This is a genomic window from Cryobacterium sp. TS_SC_7 (genome assembly GCF_056156285.1).
In genome coordinates, this window is sequence record NZ_CM149589.1 from 1034603 (window position 1) to 1060979 (window position 26377).

Here is a 26377-nt window from a genome sequence, read left to right on the forward strand (position 1 = left end):
GAGCGGCTGACGTCAGAGGGCGGCGCAGCCGACGGATGTCTAGAGCGCGTTCTTGCTGTCGCGCCAGGCCAGCCAGTCGGTGAGCGGGGCCAGGTCGTAGTGCGGCCCGGACAGGCCGAGGGTGAACAGGCGCGCGCCGAGGTCGTAGAGCTGGTCGGCCTCCTGGACCGTACGCCCCCGCAGTTCGGTGGAGATCTCGATCTCAGCCAGGTCCCGGCCCACCGTGTCGCACCAGCCGGAGAGCACGCCGAGTTTGTGCTCGAGCACGGCCGGGGTGGAGAACGAGTGCCAGATGTCGGCGTGCTTGGCCACGATGCGCAGGGTCTTCTTCTCCCCGCCGCCGCCGATCAGCACGGGGATGTCGCGCACGGGCGGCGGGTTCAGCTTCGCCCAGCGCGCCTCGATCCGCGGCAGATCGACTGCCAGGGCGTCCAGACGGCTTCCGACACTGCCGAAGTCGTACCCGTACTCGTCGTAGTCGCGCTCGAACCAGCCGGAGCCCGTGCCGAAGATGAACCGTCCGCCGCTGATGTGGTCGATGGTTCGCGCCATGTCGGCCTGCAGGTCGGCGTTGCGATAACTGTTGCAGTTCACCAGAGCCCCGAGCTGAATGGTGGAGGTCTGCTCGGCCCAGGCCGCCAGGAGAGTCCAGGACTCGAAGTGCAGGCCGTCCTTCTCCCCGGACAGCGGGAAGAAATGGTCCCAGTTGAACGCCACGTCCGTGCCGAGAGCCTCGACCTCGGTCAGGGTTTCCCGGATCTTCGGGTACAGGGCGTGCTGCGGGGCGATTTGCGCGCCGATGCGCACCCGGCCGGGCATGGAGGACGCAGCGGAGGAGGTCATGCGCTCATCCTAAACCGGCGGCCGGGTGCTACCGGCCGAGCATCTTCTGCAGCGCGGCCATCTCGTCCTCGGTGGGTCCGCCGGCCTTCTTGGAGCCGCCGAGGCCGAAGCCCGTGCCGCCGCCGGCACCCGCGGGCAGGGCCGCCTTCTCGCCGGACGCGAGGGCCAGATTCTCCGCCGCCCGCTTAGCCGGGTTGCCAGACTTCGAGCCCTTCTTCTTGGGTTGCGGCTTGCCGCGGCCGCCGCCGCCCATTCCGCCGGGAACCGGGCCCATACCGGGGATGTTGGGCATGCCGCCCTTGGCGACCGTCTTCATCATCTTGGCGGCCTGCTCGAACCGGGACACGAGCTGGTTCACCTCGGTGACGGTGGAGCCGGCACCGCGCGCGATGCGCAGCCGGCGGGACCCGTTCAGAAGTTTCGGGGTGGTGCGCTCGGCCTTGGTCATCGACTGGATGATGGCCTCGGTGCGCACGATCTCGCGCTCGTCGAAGTTCTCAAGCTGCTGCTTCATGGCGCCGGCGCCCGGGAGCATGCTCATCATCTTCTTGATCGAGCCCATGTTGCGCAACTGCTGCATCTGGCCGAGGAAGTCGTCGAGGGTGAAGCTGTCGGTGGAGAACTTCTCCGCCATCTTGCGGGCTTCGTCTTCGTCGAAGGCACCCTGTGCCTGCTCGATCAGGGTGAGGATGTCACCGAGGTCGAGGATGCGGCTGGCCATCCGGTCGGGGTGGAACGGCTCGAAGTCGTCAAGGCTCTCACCGGTCGACGCGAACATGATCGGACGACCGGTGATCGACGCCACCGACAGGGCAGCGCCGCCTCGCGCGTCGCCGTCGAGTTTGGACAGGACCACACCGGTGAAGTCGACGCCGTCCTGGAACGCCTTGGCGGTGGCCACGGCATCCTGGCCGATCATCGCGTCGATCACGAAGAGCACTTCGTCGGGATCGATGGCCTTACGGATGTCCGCGGCTTGCTTCATCATCTCGGCGTCGACGCCGAGGCGCCCGGCGGTGTCGACGATGACCACGTCGTGCATCTTCTGCTGGGCGAATTTCACGCCGTCGCGGGCGACCGTGACCGGGTTGCCGATGCCGTTGCCGGGCTCCGGCGCGTAGACGGGCACGCCCGCCTGGGCACCGACGACCTCGAGCTGGGTGACCGCGTTCGGGCGCTGCAGGTCGGATGCGACCAGGATCGGGGTGTGCCCGTCTTTGACGAGCCACTTCGCCAGTTTGCCGGCGAGGGTGGTCTTACCCGCACCCTGCAGGCCCGCGAGCATGATGATGGTCGGCGGCTTCTTGGCGAATTCGAGCCGGCGCTGCTGGCCACCGAGGATCTCGACGAGTTCCTCGTTGACGATCTTGACGACCTGCTGAGCGGGGTTCAGCGCTTTGCTGACCTCGTCGCCGAGGGCACGCTCGCGCACCTTGCCGGTGAAGTCCTTGACCACCTCGAGGGCGACGTCGGCGTCGAGCAGCGCCCGACGGATCTCGCGAACGGTGCCGTCGACATCCGCCGCGCTGAGCTTGCCCTTGGTGCGGAGATTCTTGAACGTCTCGGCCAGGCGATCTGAGAGGTTTCCAAAAGTAGCCATGATGCGTTTAGTTTAACCGGTCGCGGAGCCTACGGTTGTTCGGGTGCGCAAACCGCACTCGAAGTCAGGAGTCACCATGTCCGTTGTCGTCGTCGCCATCCTCACCCCGAAGCCCGGTCGCAGCCAGGAGATCCTCGACGCCTTCGCCGTGGTCTCCCCTCTGGTGCACGCCGAGCCGGGCTGCGAGCTGTACGCCGCTCACACCGACGGAGACCTGGTGGTCATGGTCGAACGCTGGGCCAGCCCCGCCGACCTGGCTGTGCACGCGACGGGCGCGGGTATCGCCCGGCTCGGCGCTCTCACCGACGACGCCCTCGCCGTGCCCACCGACGTCAAGGTGCTGCAGAACGTGCCGCTCGGCGAGCCGGCCAAGGGCACTATTCAGTAGGGAGGCTCTCCCCCGCCGGGTCGACGGCCCGGTTACTGCTCGACAGCGATGAGCACAGGGTCGCCGTGCACGTCGATCGTGACGACGAGCAGGGCATCGGTGTCATCGGGGCTGATCGAGTATTCGAGCACCGCGAAGTGCTCTTCGCTGCGGAAGTGGTGGGGGTGGAAGCCGATCCGCTGCAGCTGGATGGACCGCAGGAAGTCGATCTGCTTGTCGCCGGAATCCCAGATCAGGGCGTCGTCGAGCACCTCGGGATCCATTTCGTCGAGCTCGGTCGTGATGTAGGCACTCGTGATCGAGGCCTCCTTGCTCAGGTCGGCGACAAGCGATTCGCGGGCCTGAGAGTCGAGCTCTTCGATGGCGTTGACCATGGCAGCGGCGATGTCGAGCGCCTCCGTGGAGACGGACTCCTCGTCGGGCGAGCTGAGGTCGATCTGTACGTCCTGGTCACCCAGTTCGGCCGTGTCCGACCAGTAGACCTCGCCAGCGTCGTCGCTGCCGAGGATTCCGAAGAAGTCGTGTTCGATGGTCATGGCTTTCCTATCCGACGAGTTTTTGTGCGAAAACGTGCGGCGTGAAACCGGTGAGGTCGTTGATGCCCTCACCCTGGCCCACAAGTTTGATGGGGATGCCGGTCTTCTCCTGCACGGCCAGCACGAAGCCACCCTTTGCGGATCCGTCCAGCTTGGTCAGCACGAGCCCGGTCACGCCGGCATGCTGGATGAAGGCCTCGGCCTGGGCCAGCCCGTTCTGGCCGGTCGTCGCGTCGAGCACCAGGAGAACCTCGGCGATCGGGGTCTGCTTCTCGATCACCTTGCGGATCTTGGTCAGCTCGTCCATCAGACCACCCTTGGTCTGCAGGCGCCCGGCGGTGTCGATGATGACGATCTCCGTGCCGTCCTTCAGGGCTCGCTCGACCGTCTGGAAGGCGACGGATGCCGGGTCCTGGCCGTGCGCCTGCGGCCGCACAATGTCGGCGCCCGCGCGTTCGGCCCAGGTGGCGAGCTGTTCCACGGCGGCCGCGCGGAAGGTGTCGGCGGCCCCGATCAGCACGCTGCGGTTGTACGTGCGCAGGAACTTCGCGAACTTGCCGATGGTCGTGGTCTTGCCGACGCCGTTGACGCCCACGACGAGCACGACGGCGGGCCGCGCGCTGAGGTTGAGGGTGGAGTCGAGCTTGGAGAGCCGTTCCTCGAGGCCTTCTCGAAGCATCCGCTGCAGGTCGGTCGGGTCGGTCGTGTTGTACCGGGCGACCTTGACGCGCAGGTCGGCCACGATGGCCTCCGTGATGCTGGGCCCGAAGTCAGCCTGGATGAGCGCGTCTTCGAGGTCGTCCCAGGTCTCCGCGTCGATTGTCTTCTTCGCGAACATTCCGCGCAGTGCGCCGGAAAGAGACCAGGGGGTGCGTTCTGCCATACCTACAGCCTATGGCTCGCGCGGTGGCTGCGCCGCTCTGCCGGTGGCGTGCCACGCGCGCTGCGGCGCAGGGTGCGCGCACGACGAGATCGGCCCCACCGGACGTCTGACATGTACGGTCACACGGCGACCCCGACCCGGCAGAATGGTGGGGTGACAGCCCAGACCTCCCCCGCACTCGTCGGCATCGCCCACGGCACGTCTTCGCCGCACGGCCAGGCAGCCGTCGCCGGGCTGATGCGTGCGGTCGCGGACGCGCATCCGGAACTGACTGTGGCTCTCGGATTCGTCGATGTGCAGCACCCGGACACCTCGGAAACCCTGGCCGCACTGCAGCCGAGCCGTTCCGCCGTCGTGGTGCCGCTGCTTCTCTCGGCCGGGTACCACGTGCACGTGGACCTGACGGATGCCGTGCGCGCCGAGACCGTGCGCCAGGTGGTGCTCGGCTCTGCCCTCGGCCCGGACGACCGGCTCATCGCCCTCCTGCGGCAGCGGCTCGACGAAGCCGGCCTCGCGGACGATGATGTGGTCGTGCTGGCCGTCGCAGGGTCGAGTGATGCCCGGGCCGTCGCGGACTGCCGAGCCGTGGCGGCGGGGCTCGCCGCGGCATCCGGTCGTGTCATCGCCCTCGGGTTCCTCTCGGCGGTCCGCCCTCCGCTGGCCTGCATGGTCACGCGCACGCGCATTGAGAATCCCGGTCGTCGCATCGTCGCGAGCAGCTATCTGCTGGCTCCGGGGTATTTCCAGGGTCTGGTCGAGAAGTCCGGGGCGGATGTCGTGACCCGGCCGCTCCTGGTACCCGACGAACCGGCACCGTTGTATCTCGTCGACGTAGTGGTCAGCCGGTATCTCAGCGCGGTCTGAAGCCACGATGTAGAAATCTCCGGGGACTTTCGGTCCTAGAACGGCCGACGCGTCGGCCAGACACTGCAACCATGTCAACGGATGCCGGACCCCGCCCCTCCCGCCCCGGTCGGCGGTTGGGCTATGCGATCGCCCTCGTGATCAATTCTCTGCTGTTCTACGCGGTCAACGTATGGCCAGGGTGGCAGGTGGTGCCGTTCCTCACCGAGGAGACCCAGGAGGTGCTGGATCTGGTCAACCTCTCCTTGATTGCGGGAATGATCGCCAATGGCGTGAACGTGTTCGTCGATGGTCCGGCGGTGAAAGCTCTCGGCGCCCTCACTCTCGGGATCGGCGATGCGCCCCGGCGGGCGGCCCCGGAAGCGTGACTTGCGTTCCCGATTGGTGGAGGCACGGACAGCAAAGACGGCAAACGTACCCTGTGGCCCCACCTGGGGATTACAGGGTCGCGCGCTTGCTGGGCAGTGCGATCAGGGTTTGTTCCGGGTCGACGTCGACGGGTGGCTTGAGCCAGTAGTCGTTTCCGGTGCGGATGATGCTCCAGTGCTGGTTGTGCAGGAGCAGATGGTGCGGGTGGCAGAGCAGCACCCCGTCGGCAAGGTCGGTGTAGCCGTTGTCCGCGAGCCATCCGTTGATGTGGTGCGCCTCAGACCACGCAGGTGATCGGTCGCAATCCACCCAGCGGCAGCCTCCGTCCCGGACCCCCATCGCGGCGCGCTGCGCTTCGGTGAAGAGACGTTGGTCACGTCCGACGTTGATGATCTGCCCGGTGTCGTCGACCTGGATGCCGCGGGTTCCGGTGTCGCAGAGCAACCGGTCGATGGTCTCCTGTGATATCGGGACGGGGTTGCCCTCGATCTGCCCGTGGGCGGCGGCTGCTTCGAGGGTTTCGGCGGCTTCGGCCGTAACCGGTCCGCCCTGGGCAGCCTGGCCGGGGGCCGGCTGGCCCGACTTCAGGGCCTTCTCGGTTACGATCACCCGCACCGCGGGGCGGCGCCCGCCGAAGACGCGGCCCTGGTCGGCCTCCCCAGCGATCTTCAGCAGCTGAACCAGGGCGTCAGCGGCGATCTGCTCCGTGGTACGGGGGTCATCCTGCACACGTTTCGCCCAGGCGGCCTTCTCCTTGTCGACGAACCGCACCCCGCCACGGCGAGGGCTCGTGATCGAGTCGAACGTGGAGAGCACGAACTCGCCGTCTTCGGGGGCGAAGAGGCCGTTGAGGCGAACCTTGCCGTTGTCCAGTCGATAGACCCGCAGGAACCGGTCGTCGTGGGCCTGCTTCTCGCGGGCGGCGATGCCGGCCTCGTCGAGCTGGTCGCGCAGACGCCGGGCGAGCTTGAAGACCTGGTCGGCGTTCAGTGACGCGGCCTCAATGAGGAGCGACTCCAGGGCGGTGCCGAGCTTCTCGGCGGTGACCGCCGCGTCGATCTGGCCGAGGCCGGAACGGATCGACTCAGCCGCATCGACCGAGAGAGTGCCCTCGGTGACGGCCCGGGCGATCGGCGCCTGCCACGGCACCTTCGCCTCGAAAGCGGCGACAACACCGGGATCGCTGTCGGGCGACTCCACGGCCGCCTCGACCAGCTTCTCCGCCGCTTCGACTTCGGCCATCATCGTGCCGACGGCGACGAGTTTGAACGCGTCGTTCTTGGTTGAGCCGGTCACCGTCTGGATCAGCGCCTCCGGTGAGAGGAACCCCTGCTGCGCGGCGAGACCGGAGTGGCCGAGCTCGGGCCGAGAGCGACGGGCGATGGTCGCCGCCATCCAGGCGGAGCGGGCGTCCAAGAGGCGGCGCGCGGCCGCGATCTGCCTCTGCCCGGCCAGCACCTCGGCGTCGGGCAGGGCCTCGTAGTCGGCGCAGGAGGAGCCCAGGCGGGCGACGGCATCCGTTGCCTGCCTGAGGTCGTCTGCGGTGGTGGTCATGGTTTGAGAATAGCAGAGTTAGTACGCGTAGTCGAGAGTCTGTCATATATTTATAGACAGATACTCGAAGTTGTGTACTAAGCAGTCAAGGGTCGGCTCGCCGGGTCTCGACAGGCTCGACCACCGGGAGCGGGGCGGGGCGCCGGGTCTCGACAAGCTCGACCACCGAGGGGCGGGGCGCCGGGTCTCGACAAGCTCGACCACCGAGGGAGGCTCGCCGGGTCTCGACGGGCTCGACCACCGAGGGCGACTCGCGGGGTCTCGACAGGCTCGACCACCGGGGCGGCTCGGTCTCGGGGCGCAGGTTGTGGTTCGCGGCGGGTGTTCTAACGTGCGCCTGCTTCCGCAGGGTGCGCCCGGACCGGGGAGGCGGGGACGGCGGGACACCGTAGAGGGGGCAGCACAACGGCGCGACTGTGTGACGGTTCGCTACGGCGCGTGACCGGCCGTTACGGCCGGAAGCGTCGCCCTGCCCTCGTTCTCGGTACGTTTTCCCCCACGCAAGCTCGGCATCTCGTGAAGCCGACACCGCGACCACGAGGAGGAGCCCACCGTGTCACCGAGTCAGACAGAAACGAGTCAGACAGCAGCGACCAGGCCTGCGCGTCCCCCTCGCCCGGCTTCCCGGCCGAACGGGCAGTGGAAGGTCGACGGCACGGCCCCGCTCAACGGAAACGAAGCCTGGAAGCAGGAAGACGGCGGGCTCAACGTGCGGGAGCGGATCGAGGAGATCTACTCCAAGCAGGGTTTCGACTCGATCGAGGGCACCGATCTGCACGGGCGATTCCGGTGGTGGGGGCTGTACACGCAGCGCAAGCCCGGCATCGACGGCGGCAAGACCGCGACGCTCGAACCGCACGAGCTCGAGGACAAGTACTTCATGCTGCGGGTGCGGATCGACGGCGGCCAACTCACCACGGCCCAGTTGCGCGTCATCGGCGAGATCTCCGAGGACTTCGGCCGGGACACGGCCGACCTCACCGATCGGCAGAACATCCAGCTGCACTGGATCCGGGTGGAGGACGTGCCCGAGATCTGGCGCCGCCTCGAGGCCGTCGGCCTGCAGACCACGGAGGCCTGCGGCGACGTGCCGCGGGTCGTTCTCGGCTCCCCCGTGGCGGGAATCGCCGTGGACGAACTGCTCGACCCGACGGAGGCGATCGCCGACATCACGGCGAGATACATCGGAATCCCCGAACTCGCGAACCTCCCGCGCAAGTTCAAGACGGCCCTGACCGGGCACCCGAGCCAGGACGTCGTGCACGAGATCAACGACGTCGGATTCGTCGCCCTGCGGCATCCGGAGCTCGGCCTCGGCTACGACCTCTGGGTGGGCGGCGGTCTCTCCGCCAACCCCCGCCTCGGCGAGCGCCTGGGTGCCTTCGTCACCCCTGACAGGGTCGCCGACGTCTGGCTCGGCGTCGCCTCGATCTTCCGCGACTACGGCTACCGGCGGCTGCGCAACAAGGCGCGGCTGAAGTTCCTGCTCGCCGACTGGGGACCGGAGAAGTTCCGGCAGGTGCTCGAAGACGAGTACCTGCACGAGGCGCTGCCCGACGGCCCTCCCGCCCCGACGCCGACCCAGCAGGGTGACCATGTGGGCGTGCACAAGCAGGTCGACGGCCGGTTCTACATCGGCGTCACACCCTTCGTCGGCCGGGTCTCCGGCACGATGCTCACCGGGCTCGCCGACCTGCTCGAGCAGCACGGCTCCGCCCGGCTGCGCACGACGCCGCACCAGAAGTTGGTGCTGCTCGACATCAGCGAAGAGAACGTCGAGCCACTCATCACCGCCCTCGACGCGCTCGGCCTGGCCGCTCGCCCCAGCCTGTTCCGCCGCTCGACCATCGCCTGCACCGGCATCGAATTCTGCAAGCTGGCCATCGTCGAGACCAAGCAGGCCGCGACCGACGCGGTGCTCGAACTCGAGAAGCGCCTGGCCGGCATCGACGTGCCGCAACCGATCAGCCTGCATGTGAACGGATGCCCCAACTCCTGCGCCCGCATCCAAACCGCCGACATCGGCCTCAAGGGGCAGCTCCTGCCGGGCGCCGACGGCAGCCAGGTGCCCGGGTTCCAGGTGCACCTGGGCGGCGGACTGGCATCCGTCGGCCGGGACGAAGCCGGGCTCGGCCGCACCGTGCGCGGCCTCAAGGTCACCGCGGACGACCTCGCCGACTACGTCGAGCGCATCGTGCTGCGATTCCTGGCCGACCGGGGCGACACGGAGACCTTCGCCGTCTGGGCCCACCGCGCCGACGAGGAGGCACTGCAATGAGCGAGAACAACACCGCCACCCCCACGAGCGTCCGCCGCACCCCCGACGCGCTGCGCGCCCTGGCCGAGGCCGGCGCGGCCGAGCTGGGCGAGGCATCCGTCGACGCGGTCATCGCCTGGGTCGCCCGCAACTTCCAGACGGATGCCGCCGCTGTCGCCTGCTCGATGGCCGACGCGGTGCTGCCCCACCTGGTGTCCCGGCAGCTGCCCGGCGTCGACGTCCTGTTCCTCGACACCGGCTACCACTTCACCGAGACCCATGCCACGCGGGACGATGTGGCCCGGCTGCTGCCGGTGCGCATCGTGGACGTGCTGCCCGAGCAGGGCGTGGCCGAGCAGGACGCGTCCCACGGCGCCAAGCTGTTCGGCCGCGACCCCAATCGCTGCTGCGCCCTGCGCAAGGTGGAGCCGCTGCACCGCGTGCTGGGCGGCTACGAGGTCTGGTTCACGGGGGTGCGCCGTGACGAGGCCCCCACCCGCGCGAACACACCGCTGATCGTCTGGGATGAGCGCAACGGCCTGGTGAAGGTGAACCCGGTCGCGGCCTGGAGCTTCGACGAGATCCTCGACTACGCCGGGCAACACGGCGTGCCGGTGAACCCGCTGCTCGGCCAGGGCTATCCCTCGATCGGCTGCGCACCGTGCACGAAACCCGTCGCCGCCGGCGACGACCCCCGATCCGGACGCTGGGCCAGCCTGGCGAAAACAGAATGCGGACTCCACCTGTGAACGCTCTCCCTGTCCTTGCCGACGCTCCGGCCCCCCAGGCCGCCGCCTCGAGCGGCGCCGACGCCGCCAGCACCGCCGACGCCGCCCACCGCCTCTCCCAGCTCGACGTGCTCGAGAGCGAGGCCATCCACATCATCCGGGAGGTGGTCGCCGAGTTCGAGCGCCCCGTGCTGCTGTTCTCCGGCGGCAAGGATTCCGTGGTCGTGCTGCACCTCGCCGCGAAGGCGTTCTGGCCGGGGAAGGTCCCGTTCCCGCTGCTGCACGTGGACACCGGGCACAACTTCCCCGAGGTCATCGCCTTCCGCGATGAGACCGTGGAGCGCCTCGGCCTGCGGCTCGAGGTGGCCCGCGTGCAGGACTACATCGACGACGGCCGACTGCAGGAACGCGCCGACGGAACCCGCAACCCGCTGCAGACCCTGCCTTTGCTCGACGCGATCGCCGCCGGCCGCCACGACGCCGTCTTCGGCGGCGCCCGCCGCGACGAGGACAAGGCCCGGGCGAAGGAACGCATCCTCTCGCTCCGCGACGAGTTCGGCCAGTGGGACCCGCGCAACCAGCGCCCCGAACTCTGGAACCTCTACAACGGCCGCCACACCGTGGGCCAGCACGTGCGCGCATTCCCGATCAGCAACTGGACCGAACTCAACGTCTGGCGTTACATCGAGCGCGAGGGCATCGCCCTCCCCCCGCTGTACTACGCGCACGAGCGGGAGGTCTACCGCCGCGACGGAATGTGGCGGGCGACGGGCCCGGTGAGTGCGCCCCGGGCCACCGAAACCACCGAGAACCGCACCGTGCGGTATCGCACGGTGGGCGATATGAGCTGCACCGGCGCGGTCGACTCGGACGCGGCATCCGTGGCCGCCGTTGTTCGCGAGATCGCCGTGAGCACCATCACCGAACGAGGCGCGACCCGCGCCGACGACCGCATCTCCGAGGCCGCCATGGAAGATCGCAAGAAGGACGGGTATTTCTAATGTCACCGACGCTGACTCACCCTCTCGCCGACACCGCCCAGGGCACCCTGTTCCGTTTCGCGACGGCCGGCTCGGTCGACGACGGCAAGTCGACACTGGTCGGGCGGCTGCTGCACGACTCGAAGGCGATCCTCGCCGACCAGCTCGACACCGTCACGCGCACCTCCACCGAGCGCGGCTTCGGCGGCGCCTCGGGCGGCATCGACTTCGCCCTGCTGACCGACGGCCTGCGCGCCGAACGCGAGCAGGGCATCACCATCGACGTCGCCTACCGGTACTTCGCCACCGATCGGCGCTCGTTCATCCTCGCCGACTGCCCCGGCCACGTGCAGTACACGCGCAACATGGTCACCGGCGCCACGACGGCGGATGCCGTGATCATGCTCATCGACGCGCGCAAGGGCGTGCTCGAGCAGACCCGCCGGCACCTGTCGGTCGTGAAGCTGCTGCGGGTGCCGCACATCGTGATCGCCGTGAACAAGATCGACCTGCTCGGCTACGACGAGGAGGCCTTCAGCACGGTCGCCGCCGCCGTGCGCGCCGTCACCGAGGAGTTGGCGCTCGGTGCGGTGCACGTGATCCCCGTTTCCGCGCTCGCCGGCGACAACGTCGTGGACCGCTCGGCGAACACCCCCTGGTACACGGGTCCGAGCCTGCTCGAACTGCTCGAGACCCTGCCGGCCGCCGACGAGGTCGACAGTGCCGTGGAGGACTTCCGGCTGCCGGTTCAGCTCGTCGTGCGCCCCCAGGGTGCCGTGGCGGTGGCACCGGATGCCGCGCACGCCTTTCGCGATTACCGTGCCTACGCCGGGCAGGTGGCCTCGGGCACCGTGCGGGTCGGTGACGCTGTGACCGTGGCTCCCGGCGGAGCCACCACGGTCGTCACCGGGATCGACTTCGCCGGCCGGGAGCTCGAGCAGGCGTCCGCACCGCAGTCGGTGTCGCTGCGCCTGCGGGACGAGCTGGACATCGCCCGCGGGGCCGTGATCGGTGCCGCCGGTACCCTGCCCGAACCGGTGCGGGACCTCACGGCCGACCTGTTCTGGCTCGACCCTCGACCGTTGACCCCGGGCGCCCGGATGCTGGTCAAGTTCGGCACGAGCACGGTGCAGGCGCTGCTGGGCACGGTCACCGGCCGGCTGAACCTGGACACGCTGGACCTGGAGACGGCGGGCAGCCTCGACGTGAACGACATCGGCCAGGTCACGGTGCGCCTGGCCACCGCGCTCCCGCTGGAGACGTACGCCGCGAACCGCCGGGCCGGGGCGTTCCTGGTGATCCACCCGCAGGACGGCGCGACCCTCGCCGCCGGCATCGTGACCGAGGCCGGGGTGCCCGCGTGAGCCGGCGCGCCGCCCTCGGCCTCGTCGTCGCCGCCGCCCTGCCGGCGTTGCTCGGCGGCTGCGCCGGCGCGGGCACCGCGGCCGCAGCCCCCGGTCCGGCGGCGGAACTCCGCCTCGGCTACTTCGACAACGTCACCCACGCCCCGGCCCTGGTCGGGCTGGAACAGGGCATCATCGCCGACGCACTCGGCGACACCGTGCTGCAGACGCAGGTGCTCGGCGCCGGCCCGGCCGCCGTCGAAGCCCTCAGCGCCGGAGCCATCGACGCCGCCTATCTCGGCCCGAACCCGGCCGTGAACAGTTATGTGCAGAGCGCCGGCCAGTCGCTGCGGATCGTCGCCGGTGCCGCCGGCGGCGGGGCCGCCCTCGTCGTGCGCGCCGGCATCACCGACCCGTCCGACCTGGCCGGCACCACCCTCGCCACCCCGCAGCTGGGCAACACGCAGGACGTCGCCCTGCGCACCTGGCTGGCCACCGAAGGCTTCGAGACCAGCACCACGGGCGGCGGCGACGTGGACATCGTGCCCACCGAGAATGCGCAGACCCTCGCCCTGTTCCAGAACGGCACGATCGACGGCGCCTGGCTGCCCGAGCCCTGGGTCTCCCGCCTGGTGCTGGAGGTCGGCGCCACCGTGCTCGTGGACGAGGCGTCGCTCTGGCCTGATGGAGCATTCCCCACCACGGTGCTGGTCGTGCGCAGTGACTACCTGGCGGCGCACCCGGACACGGTGCGGGATCTCGTGGCCGGGCACGCGGCATCCGTCGACTGGCTCACCCGCCACCCCGACGAGGCCGCCACGGTGATCAACGCGAAGTTGACCGCCGACACCGGCACGCCGCTGCCCGATGCCGTGCTCGCCCGCGCCCTCACCGCCGTGACGTTCACCACCGACCCCTATGCAGCGACGTTCCCGGTGTCGCTGCAGAACGCCGTTGACGCAGGTACCGCGAAACCGGGCACCCTCGACGGGCTCTTCGATCTCGCACCGTTGAACGCGGTGCTCGCTGAGGCAGGCGGAGCGGCCGTCTCCGCCGCCGGACTCGGAAGGGACTGACCATGAACACCACAACGGATGCCCCGGTCGCCACCCCCGCGACCCTCGCCGCCGCGGGCACCACCTCCGCTGCCCCCGCGATCCGCATCGAGGGGCTCGGCAAGCGCTTCGGCGTCGCCGGCCCGGTCGTGCTCGAGGACATCAACCTGACCATCGAGCCCGGTGAGTTCGTCTGCCTGCTCGGCGCCTCCGGCTGCGGCAAGTCGACGCTGCTGAACATCATCGCCGGCCTCGAACACCCCACGACCGGCACGGTCACCGTCACCAGCGGCAGCGCCGCGGTCATGTTCCAGGAGTCGGCGCTGTTCCCCTGGCTGACCGCCGGGCGCAACGTGGAACTCGCGCTCAAGCTGCGCGGGGTGCCGCGCGCCCGGCGCCGCACCCAGGCCCTCGAACTGCTCGACCTGGTCAACCTCGCGGACGCCGCCCACAAGCGCCCGCACGAACTCTCCGGCGGCATGCGCCAGCGCGTCGCGCTCGCCCGCTCGCTCGCCCAGGACCGCAAGGTGCTCCTGATGGACGAACCGTTCGCCGCCCTCGACGCCATCACCCGCGACCTGCTGCATGAGGAGCTGGAACGCATCTGGCGGGAAACCGGCCGCACCATCGTCTTCGTCACCCACAACGTGCGCGAGGCGGCCCGGCTCGGCCAGCGGGTGCTGCTGATGACGAGCCGGCCGGGGCGCATCGTCAACGAGTGGCGGATCGACGACACCGGTCCCCGCCGGATCGAATCGCCCGAGGTGTCCCGCCTGGCCATCGAAATCACCGACCAGCTGCGAGAGGAGATCCGCCGCAATGCCGTCTGACACGAACACCGCCACGAGCTCCGCCACCGCCATCGCGTCCACATCCACTGCGCACGACGAACTCCGCCGCCTCGAATCCGGTCTGGACGCCCTGCAGACCGTTCCCCTCACCGAGCGGGGCGCTTTCCGCCGCACCCTCGACGGCGTGCTGCCGCCCGTGCTGCTCCTCCTCGCCCTGGTCGTCGCCTGGCAGTTCTACACCGTCATCGCCGACCCCCGGCCCGACCTCTACCCCGGCCCACTGAACGTGGCCGCGTCGATCGCCGAGCTCTGGGCTGACGGCCGGCTGCAGCAGGCGGTGACCACGAGCCTGTCCCGCGGCGGCGCCGGCTTCCTGATCGCGGTCGCCATCGGCACCCCGCTCGGGCTCCTGCTCGCCGAGTGGCGGCTGCTGCGGCGAGCGCTCGGGCCGCTCCTGTCCGGGCTGCAGGTGCTTCCCTCCGTGGCCTGGGTGCCGGCCGCGATCATCTGGTTCGGCCTCACCGACGCCACGGTCTACTTCGTGGTGCTGATGGGCGCGGTGCCGTCGATCGCGAACGGCCTCGTCTCCGGCATCGACCAGGTGCCACCGCAGCTGCGCCGGGTGGGCACCGTGCTCGGCGCCTCCCGCAGCCAGCTCGCCACCCTCGTGATCCTGCCGGCGGCCCTGCCCGGCTACCTCTCCGGCCTCAAGCAGGGCTGGGCCTTCTCGTGGCGGTCCCTGATGGCCGCGGAGATCATCGCGATGGGCGGTTCGATCGGCTTCGGGCTCGGTTCGATGCTGCAGCAGAGCCGCGAGCTCGCCGACCTGCCCGCCGTGCTGGCGACCATCCTGATCATCCTCGCGGTGGGCATCCTGGTGGAGCTCGTCGTCTTCGCACCCGTGGAACGCCGGCTGCTGCGCCGCCGCGGCCTGAACCCTGGAGCACACCGATGAGCACCGACCTCTACCCTCTGGGCTTGCGCCTGACCGGCAAGGCCGTGCTCGTCGTCGGCGGCGGAGCGGTGGCCGCCCGCCGCGCCTCCGCCCTGGTCCAGGCCGGCGCCCGGGTCACCGTGGTCGCCCCGGTCGCCGGCCCCGACCTCCGCGCCCTGTTACACACGGGCGCGCTCACCTGGCGCGAGCGCGCCTATGAGACCGACGACCTCGACGGCGCCTGGCTCGCCCACACGGCGACCGGGGTGACGGATGTCGACGCCCGCGTCGCCGCCGACGCCGACGCCGCCCGCATCTGGTGCGTCAACGCCGCCGAGCATCGCTCCTCGGCCGCCTGGGTTCCCGCCGTGTCCCGCCGCGGCGATGTGACCGTCGCCGTGTCCGCCGGCGGTGACCCGCGCCGCGCGATGGCGCTGCGGGACGCCGTGGCCGACGGCCTCGACGCGGGCTCCCTGCCGCTGCGGCACCACCGCCGCCCGTCCGGCCCCGGCACCGTGCACCTGATCGGCGGAGGCCCCGGCGACCCCGGCCTGATCACCGTGCTCGGCCGCCGCCTGCTCGCCGAAGCGGATGTCGTGATCGCCGACCGGCTCGGCCCGCGCGGGCTCCTGGGCGAACTCGACGCCGATGTGCTCGTGATCGACGTGGGCAAGCTGCCCGGGCACCATCCGGTACCCCAGGACGAGATCAACGCGCTGCTGGTCGAGCACGCCCTGGCCGGCCGGCGGGTCGTGCGGCTCAAGGGCGGCGACCCCTATGTTCTCGGCCGCGGCGGCGAGGAGGCGGCGTTCTGCCGCAGCCACGGCGTGCCGGTCGAGGTCGTGCCCGGCGTCACCAGCGCCATCTCGGTGCCCGCGGCGGCCGGCATCCCGGTCACCCACCGCGGGGTCGCGAACGGTTTCACGGTCGTCACCGGCCACGAGCAGATCGCCGCCCTGCCGGGTGGGTCCGACCACACCGTGCTGCTCCTGATGGGCGTCAGCGCCCTGGCCGGGTCGGCTCGGGTTCTCGCCACCGGCAGCCGCGGCGACGGATGCCCCGTCGCCATCATCGAGGACGGCTACGGCCCGAACCAGCGCGTCACCATCGGCACGCTCGCCACCATTGCCGCCCGGGCGGCCGAGCGGGGCGTGCGCTCCCCGGCCGTGGTCGTGGTCGGCGACGTGGTGCGGCTCAGTCCGCACTTCGCCCCGGCCCGCCGGCGCGGCTCCTCCGAGCCGGTGCCCACCGTCTCCGTTCCCCCCGCCTCGGCACTCCCCGTCGCCCGTCCCACCGTCTCCGCACTCGCTCTCCGAAAGGCCCACTCATGACCCGGACGCCCCTGCCGCCCCTGTCGCCCCAGCAGCCCCAGCCGCCCCAGCCGCCCCAGCCGCTGCGCGTCGCCATCATCGGCGCCGGTCCGGCCGGCATCTACGCCGGCAACATTCTCGGCCAGATGGTGCGGGCCGCGGGCCATGAGGTCGCCATCGACCTCTTCGATTCCCTGCCGGCCCCCTACGGCCTGATCCGTTACGGGGTGGCACCCGACCACCCGCGGATCAAGGGCATCGTGAACTCCCTGCACGAGATGCTCGACGCCGGCACCATCCGATTCCTCGGCAACGTGGCCTACGGCACCGACATCGACCTCACCGACCTCTCCGCGCATTACCACGCGGTCATCTTCGCGACCGGGGCCATCCGCGACGCCGACCTCGACATTCCCGGCATCGACCTGCCGGGCTCCTACGGGGCCGCCGACTTCGTCTCCTGGTTCGACGGGCATCCGGATGCCCCGCGCGACTGGCCGCTCGACGCCACCGACGTGGCCGTGATCGGCAACGGCAACGTGGCCCTCGACGTGGCGCGGATGCTCGCCAAGCACCCAGCCGACCTGCTCAGCACCGACATCCCCGCCAACGTGCACGCCGGGCTGCTCGGATCCCCCGTCACCGATGTGCACGTGTTCGGTCGCCGCGGGCCCGGACAGGTGAAGTTCACCCCGATCGAGCTGCGCGAACTCGGCGACGTACCGGACGTGGACGTGATCGTCTACGAGGAGGACTTCCCCCGCGACGAACAGTCCGAGGCGCGCCTGGCCGCATCGAACAACCAGGTCAAGGTGATGAGCCGCACCCTGAACGGCTGGCTCACCCGGCAGCCCACGGGCGCCTCCCGGCGGCTGCACCTGCACTTCCTTCACAGCCCGGCCGAGGTGTACGGCACCGAACGGGTCGAGGGGATGCGCTTCGAGCGCACCCGGCCCACCGCGGACGGCGGCGTGCGCGGCACCGGGGAGTTCCTCGACTACCCGGTTCAGGCCGTCTACCGTGCGGTCGGCTACCGCGGCAGCGCACTGCCCGAGCTGCCCTTCGACGCGGCGCGCGGGGTGTTGCCCAACGACGGCGGCCGCGTCCTGGCTGCCGACGGCACCCCGCTGCCGGGGCTCTACGCCACCGGTTGGATCAAGCGCGGCCCGGTCGGGCTGATCGGTCACACCAAGGGGGACGCCCTGGAGACCGTGACCCGTCTGGTCGAGGACCTCGCGCAACTGCCGGAGCCCACGGCCTCGAACGGCGGCGGAGGCGACGCCGCCGGGGACGGGATCTTGCGCCTGCTCGGCGAGCGCGGCATCCGTTACACGACGTGGTCGGGCTGGCTCGCCCTCGACGCGCACGAGCGGGCGCTCGGCGACGCCGACGAGTCTGGCGTGCCGCGAGAACGGGTGAAGGTCGTGCCGCGCGGCGAGCAGGTGGCCATCGCGGCCGAGACCGTGCTGGTGACCACGTGACGTATGTGATCGCCCTGCCCTGCGTGGATGTGAAGGACCGCGCCTGCGTCGACGAGTGTCCGGTGGACTGCATCTACGAGGGCGAGCGGTCGCTGTATATCCACCCCGACGAATGCGTCGACTGCGGCGCCTGCGAACCCGTCTGCCCGGTGGAGGCCATCTACTACGAGGACGACCTGCCCACGGTCTGGGCCGACTATTACCGGGCCAACGTGGACTTCTTCACCGAGCTGGGCTCCCCCGGCGGTGCCGCGAAGACCGGCGTGCAGGCCTTCGACCATCCCCTGATCACGGCGCTGCCCAACCAGGTTCCCTGACCCAATTCGACGGAGATTTTGCCCGCACCGGCCCCGAACACGCCGATAGAGCGCTCTACACCGAAAATCTCCGTCGAATTGGTTCACGGGCGAGCCCCGCCCGAGCGCGCAAGCCCCCAGACAAGCGTGCGGCCCGGGTTTACGGTGTCGGCATGGTTGTGAGCACGGGATCGAACAGTATGCGCACCGAGGTCATCCGGTGCGTCGCCGCCTGCGACGCCCTGGTGGCGGTGAGCGAGGATTGCGCGGATGCCTGCCTGCGCATCAACGGCAACGGCGACGTCACCCGCTGCTTCCTCGCCGACCTGGACTGCATCGAGGTGTGCTCGTCGACGAGCCGGCTGCTGTCGTGGCATATGCGCCGGGACGGCCCGACGACCGTCGCCCTGTTGGAGACCTGCCGTGAAGCCGCCCGGGCATCGACGCTGGCCTGCGAGTACCTGGCCGGGCTGCATCCGGGCTGGCAGACCTGCACCATGGCCTGCCGCCGGGTCGACGACGCCTGTGAGCGGCTCCTGGCCGTGCTGCGCTGATCACCGGCCGTCGGCACGCCCGTTGGGGCGATCTGTCAGGAGGCTTGTTCGTCGTCTTTCGCGATGCGCTGACCGACCACGGCGGAGACCCCGTCGAGGCGCATCGAGACGCCGTAGAGGGCATCCGCGATCTCCATGGTGCGCTTCTGGTGGGTGATGACGATGAGCTGGCTGGTGGCGCGCAGGTCCTCGAAGATGGTCAGCAGCCGACCCAGATTGGCGTCGTCGAGGGCAGCCTCCACCTCGTCCATGATGTAGAACGGACTCGGGCGGGCCTTGAAGATGGCGATCAGCAGGGCCACAGCGGCGAGCGAGCGCTCCCCACCCGACAGCAGCGAGAGCCGCTCGATCTTCTTGCCGGCGGGCTTGACCGACACCTCGATGCCGGTCGTGAGCAGGTTGTCGGGATCGGTGAGACGGATGCTGCCGCTCCCGCCCGGGAACAGCACCGGGAACACCTCGGCGAACGCCGCCTGGGTGTCGTCGAAGGCGCTGCCGAAGATGACACCCATCTTCTCGTCGATCTCCTCGATGATCGTGAGCAGGTCGCGGCGCGTGTTGGTGAGGTCGGTGAGCTGCTCGGTGAGGAAGCGGTGCCGCTGCTCGAGCGCCGCGAATTCCTCGAGGGCGAGCGGGTTCACCCGGCCGAGCTGGGCGTAGCGGCGCTCGGCGACGGCGAGGCGGCGCTGCTGGTCCTCCCGGTCGAAGCGGAGGGGTGCTGCGTTCGGGTCGGCGGTGTTCGTGCTCGGGATCGGCTGGTCGGGCCCGTACTCCGCCACGAGCACGTCTTCGGTCAGACCGAGGTCGCTGACGGCGCGTTCGAGCAGACCGGACAGGTGCAGTTTCTTCTCGTAGATGGCCAGCTCCAGACCGTGCACGGTCTCGGTGACGGCCTGCAGCCGGGCGCGCAGGGTGCTGTCCTCCCGGCGCAGCGCCGCGAGCTCCTCGTTCTGGCTGCTGCGCTCGGCCTCGGCGGTCGCCAGACGCATCCGGGCCTCGCTGACGGCGGCGTCGACCGAGGCGAGCACCAGCGGGAGCGCCGCGGCCACCCGGCTGGCGGCATCCACCTGGCGACGACGGATGACCGCACGCCGGGCAGCCTCATCCGCCGCCGCCTGTTCGGCGTGCTGCTGCTTCACCAGCGCATCGGCTCGCGCCTGACCGGCGCGCACGCGTTCGCGGGCGGTCTCGGCCTGCAGCCGGGCCTCGACCTCGGTTTCACGCGCGACCTCGAGGGCTTTATCGAGAGCGTCGCGGGACCCGGTGTCCAGCACCGGGCGCGGCCGGGCGCGCTGTTCGTCGCGCTCGGCGCGGGCCTTCTCGTTCGCGGCCTCCGCGACGGCGACGGCCTCACCCTGTTGCAGGAGGGCGGCGGACAACCGGCTCAGCTCGGCGGTGGCTGCCTCGAGTTGCACGGTGGCGCGGTTGGTTTTGTCGAAGTGCACGGTCTGGCGGGATTCGAGCTCCCGAACCCGGGCTGCGGCGGCGTGCGCCTGCGTCTTCCGGGTGGTCAGCAGCGTGCGGGCGGCGGCGAGATCCGCGACGATCTGCTCGATCCGGGTGCGCACCGCGGCGAGGGAGTCGGCGGCGCCATCGCGGTCGGCCACCAGCTCGAGCCGGCTGCGCCGGGCGCCGGAGCCACCGCGCAGCACGGAGTCGCTGAGCACGTCCCCGGCCCGGGTGATGACCGTGAGCGACACCTCGGCGGACGGCCCGACTCGGTCCATCGCGTCGCGGGCGACGTCGAGATCGTCGGCGATGATCGTGTGCCGGAGCAGGCCGAGCACCCCGGTCGGCGCGTCGATCACCGAGTCGGCCCAGAGCAATCCGGCCTCCGCGGAGAGGTCGGGGCGGGCCGGGGATACATCGTCGCTCGTTCCGGCCACGATCAGCTCGACCCGGCCGAGGTCGTCGGTGCGGGCGCGCACGATGGCGTCGATCGCCGCGCCGCGGGTGTCGGCGAGCACGGCGTCGGCGAGGGAGCCGAGGGCGGCGGCGATCGCGGCCTCGTAGCCGGGCCGCACGCGCACGTGTTCGGCCACCAGGCCACGGATGCCCGCGGGCGCCGCCGCGAGCAGCGCCGACGAACCGTCTTTCTGGTCCAGGGCCAGGGACAGCGCCCCCGCACGGGCGGCCAGGGCGTCCCGTTCACGTTCGCTGCGGTGCAGCGCCTCCCGCAGACGCTCGACGTCGGCCTCGGACCGGGAGACGGCGGCCCTGGCCTCCGCGGCAGCCTCCGCCGGGTGGCTCTCACCGGCGTCGAGGGCGGCCGCGTCGAGGGCCGCGGCGTCTGCGGCGAGTCCGGCCAGGTTCGCCTCGGCCGTCCGCACCCGGGCGCGGGCGGCGTCGAGGGCGTTCTGCTGCCTCAGCACCTCGCCGCGCACGGATGCCAGGCGGCCGGCGGCGGTCTCGGCCGCACCGGAGAGCCGGGACAGCTGCAGGTCGTGCCGGGAGACCAGCACGGCCTGCGCGGAGATCTGCTCATCGAGGGCGTCGAGGCGACCCCGGGCCTCGGCGGTCTCTGCCCGGGCTGCGGCCCAGGCGGAGTCGGCCACGTCGATGCGGCTCCGCAGCGCGTCGATCTCGGTCGCGGCATCCGTGAGCATGGCGGCGGTCACGCTCGGGCCGACGCTGGAGGACTCGGCCTGCGAACCGAGCAGGGCCAGCCGCTGGTTGGCGAGCGTGTAGAGGCCGCGCAGGCGCTCCTGCACGGATTCGAGGCCGAAGCTCGTGCGCCGTGCCAGGTCGACGGCATCGCCGACCTGCTCCTGCTCGAGTCGCTGCAGCCGGCGCTGCCGGGTCTCGAGTTGTTCGGTCAGCACGAGTCGTTCGGCGTGCCGCTCGCTCTCGGTGCGGCCGTGCGCGTCGAGCGCGGTGCGCAGGGTGACCACGTCGTCGGCGAGCAGCCGGGCCCGCGCGTCGCGAGCCACGGCGGCGATGGTTTGCGCCTCCCGGGCGATGTCGGCCTGGCGCCCGAGCGGTTTGAGCTGCCGCCGGATCTCCCCGGCCAGGTCGCTCAACCGGGTGAGATTGGCCTGCATACCGTCGAGCTTGCGGAGGGTCTTCTCCTTGCGCCGGCGATGCTTGAGGATTCCGGCGGCCTCCTCGATGAAGCCGCGCCGCTCCTCGGGGCTGGCGCGCAGCACGGCGTCGAGCTGCCCCTGCCCGACGATGACGTGCATCTCCCGGCCGAGGCCGGAGTCGCTGAGCAGCTCCTGCACGTCGAGCAACCGGCAGGTTCGCCCGTTGATCGCATACTCGCTCGCGCCGTTGCGAAAGAGGGTGCGGGAGATGGTGACCTCGGTGTAGTCGATCGGCAGCGCGCCATCCGTGTTGTCGATGGTCAGTGTCACGGCAGCCCGACCGAGCGGGCCCTTGGTGGACGTGCCCGCGAAGATGACGTCTTCCATCTTGCCGCCGCGGAGGGTCTTCGCGCCCTGCTCGCCCATCACCCAGGCGAGCGCGTCGACGACGTTGGATTTGCCCGAGCCGTTGGGGCCGACCACGCAGGTCACACCGGGTTCGAAGGCGAAGGTGGTGGGGTGGGCGAAGGATTTGAAGCCCTTGAGGGTGAGACTCTTCAGATACACCGGTTCGCCCCCTTTCGTCGCTCATCGGGCCGCGGACGCCCGACGTGCCGCTCCCGACCACGGTACCGGACACCGCCGACACCGCTCGGTAGGCGCGGTCTCCGACGAATTCGTTCGGCCGGTCATGGCACAGGACGGCATGGGGAAGCGCGGCTACGCTGGCGCACCATGGAGACCTTCCGCTTCGAGATCGAGGAACTCACCGTCCCCGCCGCCCCGCAGGCTCCCGGCTGGGCGGATTTCGTGGCGGCGAACGGGGTGCGCAACACGGTCGAGGCCGAGGCGTACGGCACCGTGGACCTGGAGTTGACCGCCGATGAGGTCCTGCCCGGCTGGCTCAACCAGAGGTGGGAGCCGAAGCGTCTGTTCGTGGCGCGGACTGAGGGACGCATCGTCGGGCGTGGTCACTACGAGACCCTTCCGGAGGATTCCGCCGACCACGCGTGGCTGGCCGTGGGCGTGCTTCCCGAATACCGTGGGCGAGGCATCGGCACGGCCCTCGCCGACCGGCTCGAGGCTGTCGCTCACTCCGAAGGCCGCAGCGTGCAGATCGTCTACGCACCGTCACCGGATGCGCCGGGTGAGCGTCTGCCCTCCCCCACCGGTTTCGGCTCGGTTCCCCTCGACAACCCCGAAGTCCGGTTTCTGCAGCGCCGCGGTTATCTCCTCGAGCAGGTCGTGCGTGCCAGCCGACTGCCCCTGCCGGTGGATCCCGCGCAGCTCCGCCGACTGGGCGACGTTGCCGCCCTGCATGCCGGCCCGGACTATTCGGTGGTGCAGTGGATCGATCGCACCCCGCCGGTCTGGTTGCCCGATCTGGCGGTGCTCTATTCGCGCATGAGCACGGATGCGCCGAGCGCCGGCCTGGCCGAACCCGAGCAGCGCTGGACGCCGGAGCGCGTCAGCCAGGAGGAGCAGAAGGTCGCGGCGAGTCCGCGCACCACGCTGACCTCGGCTGTGCTCCATGGGCCGAGCGGCCACCTCGTGGGATTCACCGAGTTGGAGGTGCCGGCGGAACTCGGCCGGGCGGTCAGCCAGGAGGACACCCTGGTGCTCCGCGAGCACCGCGGACGCCGGTTGGGCATGCTGCTGAAGATCGCGAGTCTCGAGCTGCTCACGCTCGAGCGCACCGGGCATCCGTCAGTGCTGACGTACAACGCGGAAGAGAACCGGCACATGCTCACGGTCAACGAGGCCATCGGTTTCGCGCCGATGGGCTACGAGGGTGCCTGGCGCCGCGACGCCCACTGACCCGGAGCCCGGTGGTCGACCCCGTCGACACCAGAGCCCGCCGAGACCCGGTGGTCGAGCCCGTCGAGACCAGAGCCCGCCGAGACCCGGTGGTCGAGCCCGTCGAGACCAGAGCCCGCCGAGACCCGGTGGTCGAGCCCGTCGAGACCAGAGCCCGCCGAGACCCGGGGACCCGCCCTCCAGAGGCTCCCACGACGGTGGTCGAGCCTGTCGAGACCCGGGGCCAGGGGCCAGGGGCCCGGGGCCAGGGGCCACACCTACAGTGCCGCCCGCTTGCTCGGCAGCGGAATCAGGGTCTGCTCCGGGTCAACCTCGACGGGTGGCCTGAGCCAATATTCCGTTCCGGTGCGGATGATGCTCCAGTGCTGGTTATGCAGCAGCAGGTGGTGCGGGTGACACAGCAGCACCCCGTCGGCGAGGTCGGTGTACCCGTTGTCTTTCAACCATTCGTTGATGTGGTGTGCCTCAGACCACGCAGGTGATCGATCGCAATCGACCCACCGGCAGCCGCCGTCCCGCACTCCCATCGCGGCGCGTTGTGCGTCGGTGAAGAGGCGTTCGTCACGGCCGACGTTGATGATCTGCCCAGTGTCGTCAACCTGGATGCCGCGGGTTCCGGTGTCGCAGAGCAACCGGTCGATGGTCTCCTGCGAGATGGGAACGGGGTTTCCCTCGATCTGACCGTGAGCGGCGGCTTCGCGGGTTTCGGTTGCTTCGGCGGTCTCCGGGGCGGCCGGCTGGCCCGACTTCACGGCCTTCTCGGTCACGATCACCCGCACCGAGGGGCGGCGGCCGCCGAAGACGCGTCCCTGGTCGGCCTCACCGGCGATCTTCAGCAACTGCACGAGGGCGTCGGCGGCGATCTGCTCCGTGGTGCGGGGGTCATCCTGCACACGTTTGGCCCAGGCGGCCTTGTCCTTGTCGACGAAGCGCACGCCGCCACGGCGGGGGCTCGTGATCGAGTCGAACGTGGAGAGCACGAACTCGCCGTCTTCCGGAGCGAAGAGCCCGTGCAGGCGCACCTTGCCGTTGCCGAGCCGGTACACGCGCAGGAACCGGTCGTCGTGAGCCTGCTTCTCCCGGGCGGCGATGCCGGCTTCGTCGAGCTGGTCGCGCATCCGCCGGGCGAGTTTGAAGACCTGATCGACATTCAGTGACGCGGCCTCAATGAGGAGGGACTCGAGGGCGGTGCCGAGCCTCTCGGCGGTGACCGCGGCATCGATCTCGCCGAGGCCGGTACGGATCGACTCGGCCGCATCGACCGAGAGGGTGCCGTCGGTGACGGCGTGGGCGATCGGCGCCTGCCACGGCACCTTCGCGGCGAAAGAAGCGACCGCGGCGGCATCCACATCGGATGATTCCACGGCAGCCTCGACCAGTTTCTCCGCCGCCTCAGCATCGGCCATCATCGTGCCGACCGCGACGAGCTTGAAGGCGTCGTTCTTCGTCGACCCGGTCACCGTCTGGATGAGTGCCTCGGGCGAGAGGAACCCCTGCTGCGCGGCCAGTCCGGAGTGCCCGAGCTCGGGTCGCGAGCGACGGGCGATGGTTGCCGCCATCCACGCCGACCGGGTGTCGAGGAGCCGCCGGGCGGCTGCGATCTGCTTCTGGCCGGCCAGCACCTCGGGATCGGCGAGTGCCTCATAGTCGGCGCAGGACGAGCCCAGACGAGCGACGGCATCCGTTGCCTGTCTGAGGTCGTCTGCGGTGGTGGTCATGCGTCGAGAATACCAGAACTAGTACGCGTAGTCGAGAGTTATTCACTCATTTTATGGCTTAGTTTCGAATTTGTTTTCGAGGCGGCGGTTCCAGGCGGGCGGTGCGTCAGCGCAGTCGCTGGCAGCGTGGGCAGAGGTGTGAGCTGCGGTTCATGAACTGCTGCCGCACAAGCAGTGTGCCGCAGCGGGGGCAGGGCGAACCCTGCCGTCCATACGCGTTGAGGCTGTGCGAGAAATACCCGGACTGCCCGTTCACGTTCACGTATTGCGCGTCGAAACTCGTTCCGCCCTCGGCCAGGGCACGGTTCAGGATGCTGCGGACCGCGGCCAGCAGCGCCCGCCCCTTCGCGGGCGACAACGAGTGTGCCGGCTGTTCGTAGTGCACTCGGGCCGCGAACAGCGCCTCGTCAGCGTAGATGTTGCCGATGCCGCTGATCAGGGTCTGGTCGAGCAGGGCGCGCTTGATCCCGGTCTTCTTGCGTCCGAGGGCCGCCAGGAAGAGCGGCGCCGAGAAGCCCGGGTCCAGCGGGTCGCGAGCGATGTGCGCCACCTGTGACGGGATCAGCCCCGGCCAGCCCGCGCCTGCAGCCAGTCCTACAGCACCGCCTGCCAGCCCGGAGTACCCGGCCGTCAGCCCATCGCTGGTGGGCTGCATCGAGTCCACGGCCATGCTGCCGAAGATGCGCTGGTCGACGAAGTGGACCCACAGCTCGCCATGCTCCGGGTGTTCGATCTGCAAACGGATGCGCAGTCGCCGGTCCGTGTCCGATCCGGGGCTGCGCAGCAGCACCTGGCCGCTCATCCCGAGGTGCACCACGAGCGCGCGGCCGGAACTCAGCGGCAGCCAGAGGAACTTGCCCCGGCGCACGGCGGCGAGCACCATGCGCCCCTGCAACAGGTCGGCGAACGGCCCGCTCGCCGGGTCATGGCGCCGCAGCGATCGTTGTTCGAAGACCTCGACGCCGGCGATCACTGCGCCGGACACGGCCGGCGCCAGGCCGGCGCGAACGACCTCTACTTCAGGCAGCTCGGGCATTCGAGCCTTCCAGTGA

Annotated in this window: 23 protein-coding genes; 15 read left to right on the forward strand and 8 right to left on the reverse strand. The window is 70.2% G+C overall.

The genetic code is table 11. The annotated features are described in order from the left end of the window. Window positions 1–39: 39 nt before the first annotated feature. Both AC0J5J_RS04880 and ffh read right to left on the reverse strand, forming a co-directional pair. Window positions 40–843: an LLM class F420-dependent oxidoreductase gene (locus AC0J5J_RS04880; RefSeq protein WP_134425464.1), complete on the reverse strand. Its 804-nt coding sequence runs from the start codon at window positions 841–843 to the stop codon at window positions 40–42. A gap of 28 nt (window positions 844–871) precedes the next feature. Continuing rightward, window positions 872–2443, reverse strand: coding sequence for a signal recognition particle protein (gene ffh, locus AC0J5J_RS04885; RefSeq protein WP_474899783.1), 1572 nt, complete (start codon window positions 2441–2443; stop codon window positions 872–874). 76 nt (window positions 2444–2519) lie between these two features. Between ffh and AC0J5J_RS04890 the strand changes: the two genes are divergently transcribed. Then, complete coding sequence (locus AC0J5J_RS04890; RefSeq protein ID WP_134425466.1) at window positions 2520–2831, forward strand: putative quinol monooxygenase; 312 nt, start codon at window positions 2520–2522, stop codon at window positions 2829–2831. Between the two features lie 32 nt (window positions 2832–2863). On the opposite strand, the gene AC0J5J_RS04895 is transcribed toward AC0J5J_RS04890, so the two are convergent. Both AC0J5J_RS04895 and ftsY read right to left on the reverse strand, forming a co-directional pair. Further along, window positions 2864–3367, reverse strand: a complete 504-nt coding sequence (locus AC0J5J_RS04895; RefSeq protein WP_134425467.1) for a DUF2004 domain-containing protein — start codon at window positions 3365–3367, stop codon at window positions 2864–2866. A gap of 7 nt (window positions 3368–3374) precedes the next feature. Next, window positions 3375–4250: a signal recognition particle-docking protein FtsY gene (gene ftsY, locus AC0J5J_RS04900; protein WP_474899785.1), complete on the reverse strand. Its 876-nt coding sequence runs from the start codon at window positions 4248–4250 to the stop codon at window positions 3375–3377. Window positions 4251–4403: 153 nt separating this feature from the next. On the opposite strand from ftsY, the gene AC0J5J_RS04905 reads away from it, so the two are divergent. After that, window positions 4404–5114, forward strand: a complete 711-nt coding sequence (locus tag AC0J5J_RS04905) for a sirohydrochlorin chelatase (RefSeq protein ID WP_474899787.1) — start codon at window positions 4404–4406, stop codon at window positions 5112–5114. A gap of 71 nt (window positions 5115–5185) precedes the next feature. Beyond that, window positions 5186–5482: a hypothetical protein gene (locus AC0J5J_RS04910; protein WP_474899789.1), complete on the forward strand. Its 297-nt coding sequence runs from the start codon at window positions 5186–5188 to the stop codon at window positions 5480–5482. A 70-nt stretch (window positions 5483–5552) separates the two neighbouring features. Here AC0J5J_RS04910 and AC0J5J_RS04915 read toward each other — a convergent pair whose 3' ends face one another. After that, on the reverse strand, window positions 5553–7037 hold the full coding sequence (locus tag AC0J5J_RS04915; protein ID WP_474899790.1) for a DUF222 domain-containing protein: 1485 nt from the start codon (window positions 7035–7037) through the stop codon (window positions 5553–5555). A gap of 553 nt (window positions 7038–7590) precedes the next feature. Here AC0J5J_RS04915 and AC0J5J_RS04920 point away from each other — a divergent pair. From AC0J5J_RS04920 to AC0J5J_RS04970, 11 genes are all read left to right on the forward strand, one after another. Further along, window positions 7591–9315, forward strand: coding sequence for a nitrite/sulfite reductase (locus AC0J5J_RS04920; RefSeq protein ID WP_474899792.1), 1725 nt, complete (start codon window positions 7591–7593; stop codon window positions 9313–9315). Further along, the gene (locus tag AC0J5J_RS04925; RefSeq protein ID WP_474899794.1) at window positions 9312–10043 is read left to right on the forward strand and encodes a phosphoadenylyl-sulfate reductase; all 732 of its coding nucleotides are present in this window, start codon (window positions 9312–9314) and stop codon (window positions 10041–10043) included. The genes AC0J5J_RS04920 and AC0J5J_RS04925 overlap by 4 nt, the downstream gene beginning before the upstream one ends. Continuing rightward, the gene (gene cysD, locus AC0J5J_RS04930; protein ID WP_474899796.1) at window positions 10040–11023 is read left to right on the forward strand and encodes a sulfate adenylyltransferase subunit CysD; all 984 of its coding nucleotides are present in this window, start codon (window positions 10040–10042) and stop codon (window positions 11021–11023) included. Before AC0J5J_RS04925 ends, cysD begins: the two co-directional genes overlap by 4 nt. Beyond that, entirely contained in the window at window positions 11023–12366 is a 1344-nt protein-coding gene (locus AC0J5J_RS04935; RefSeq protein WP_474899798.1) for a sulfate adenylyltransferase subunit 1, read from the forward strand. The genes cysD and AC0J5J_RS04935 overlap by 1 nt, the downstream gene beginning before the upstream one ends. After that, entirely contained in the window at window positions 12363–13421 is a 1059-nt protein-coding gene (locus AC0J5J_RS04940) for an ABC transporter substrate-binding protein (RefSeq protein ID WP_474899800.1), read from the forward strand. The genes AC0J5J_RS04935 and AC0J5J_RS04940 overlap by 4 nt, the downstream gene beginning before the upstream one ends. A gap of 2 nt (window positions 13422–13423) precedes the next feature. Next, window positions 13424–14230 carry an ABC transporter ATP-binding protein gene (locus AC0J5J_RS04945; RefSeq protein ID WP_474899802.1) on the forward strand — a complete coding sequence of 269 codons (807 nt, stop codon included), beginning with the start codon at window positions 13424–13426 and terminating at the stop codon, window positions 14228–14230. Further along, window positions 14220–15146, forward strand: a complete 927-nt coding sequence (locus AC0J5J_RS04950) for an ABC transporter permease (protein WP_474899804.1) — start codon at window positions 14220–14222, stop codon at window positions 15144–15146. Before AC0J5J_RS04945 ends, AC0J5J_RS04950 begins: the two co-directional genes overlap by 11 nt. Beyond that, window positions 15143–16456, forward strand: a complete 1314-nt coding sequence (gene cobA, locus AC0J5J_RS04955; protein WP_474899806.1) for a uroporphyrinogen-III C-methyltransferase — start codon at window positions 15143–15145, stop codon at window positions 16454–16456. The genes AC0J5J_RS04950 and cobA overlap by 4 nt, the downstream gene beginning before the upstream one ends. Continuing rightward, window positions 16453–17916, forward strand: coding sequence for an FAD-dependent oxidoreductase (locus tag AC0J5J_RS04960; RefSeq protein WP_474899808.1), 1464 nt, complete (start codon window positions 16453–16455; stop codon window positions 17914–17916). The genes cobA and AC0J5J_RS04960 overlap by 4 nt, the downstream gene beginning before the upstream one ends. After that, window positions 17913–18233, forward strand: a complete 321-nt coding sequence (gene fdxA, locus AC0J5J_RS04965) for a ferredoxin (RefSeq protein ID WP_134424512.1) — start codon at window positions 17913–17915, stop codon at window positions 18231–18233. Before AC0J5J_RS04960 ends, fdxA begins: the two co-directional genes overlap by 4 nt. A gap of 152 nt (window positions 18234–18385) precedes the next feature. Then, window positions 18386–18766 carry a four-helix bundle copper-binding protein gene (locus tag AC0J5J_RS04970; protein WP_134424513.1) on the forward strand — a complete coding sequence of 127 codons (381 nt, stop codon included), beginning with the start codon at window positions 18386–18388 and terminating at the stop codon, window positions 18764–18766. A 35-nt stretch (window positions 18767–18801) separates the two neighbouring features. Here the strand turns inward: AC0J5J_RS04970 and smc are convergent, their stop codons facing one another. Beyond that, the gene (smc, locus tag AC0J5J_RS04975; RefSeq protein ID WP_474899810.1) at window positions 18802–22356 is read right to left on the reverse strand and encodes a chromosome segregation protein SMC; all 3555 of its coding nucleotides are present in this window, start codon (window positions 22354–22356) and stop codon (window positions 18802–18804) included. Window positions 22357–22524: 168 nt separating this feature from the next. On the opposite strand from smc, the gene AC0J5J_RS04980 reads away from it, so the two are divergent. Beyond that, window positions 22525–23607, forward strand: a complete 1083-nt coding sequence (locus AC0J5J_RS04980) for a GNAT family N-acetyltransferase (protein ID WP_474899812.1) — start codon at window positions 22525–22527, stop codon at window positions 23605–23607. 257 nt (window positions 23608–23864) lie between these two features. Here the strand turns inward: AC0J5J_RS04980 and AC0J5J_RS04985 are convergent, their stop codons facing one another. Beyond that, complete coding sequence (locus tag AC0J5J_RS04985; protein ID WP_474899814.1) at window positions 23865–25325, reverse strand: DUF222 domain-containing protein; 1461 nt, start codon at window positions 25323–25325, stop codon at window positions 23865–23867. Window positions 25326–25431: 106 nt separating this feature from the next. Beyond that, window positions 25432–26361: a bifunctional DNA-formamidopyrimidine glycosylase/DNA-(apurinic or apyrimidinic site) lyase gene (gene mutM / locus AC0J5J_RS04990; RefSeq protein ID WP_474899816.1), complete on the reverse strand. Its 930-nt coding sequence runs from the start codon at window positions 26359–26361 to the stop codon at window positions 25432–25434. Between the last annotated feature and the right edge of the window lie 16 nt (window positions 26362–26377).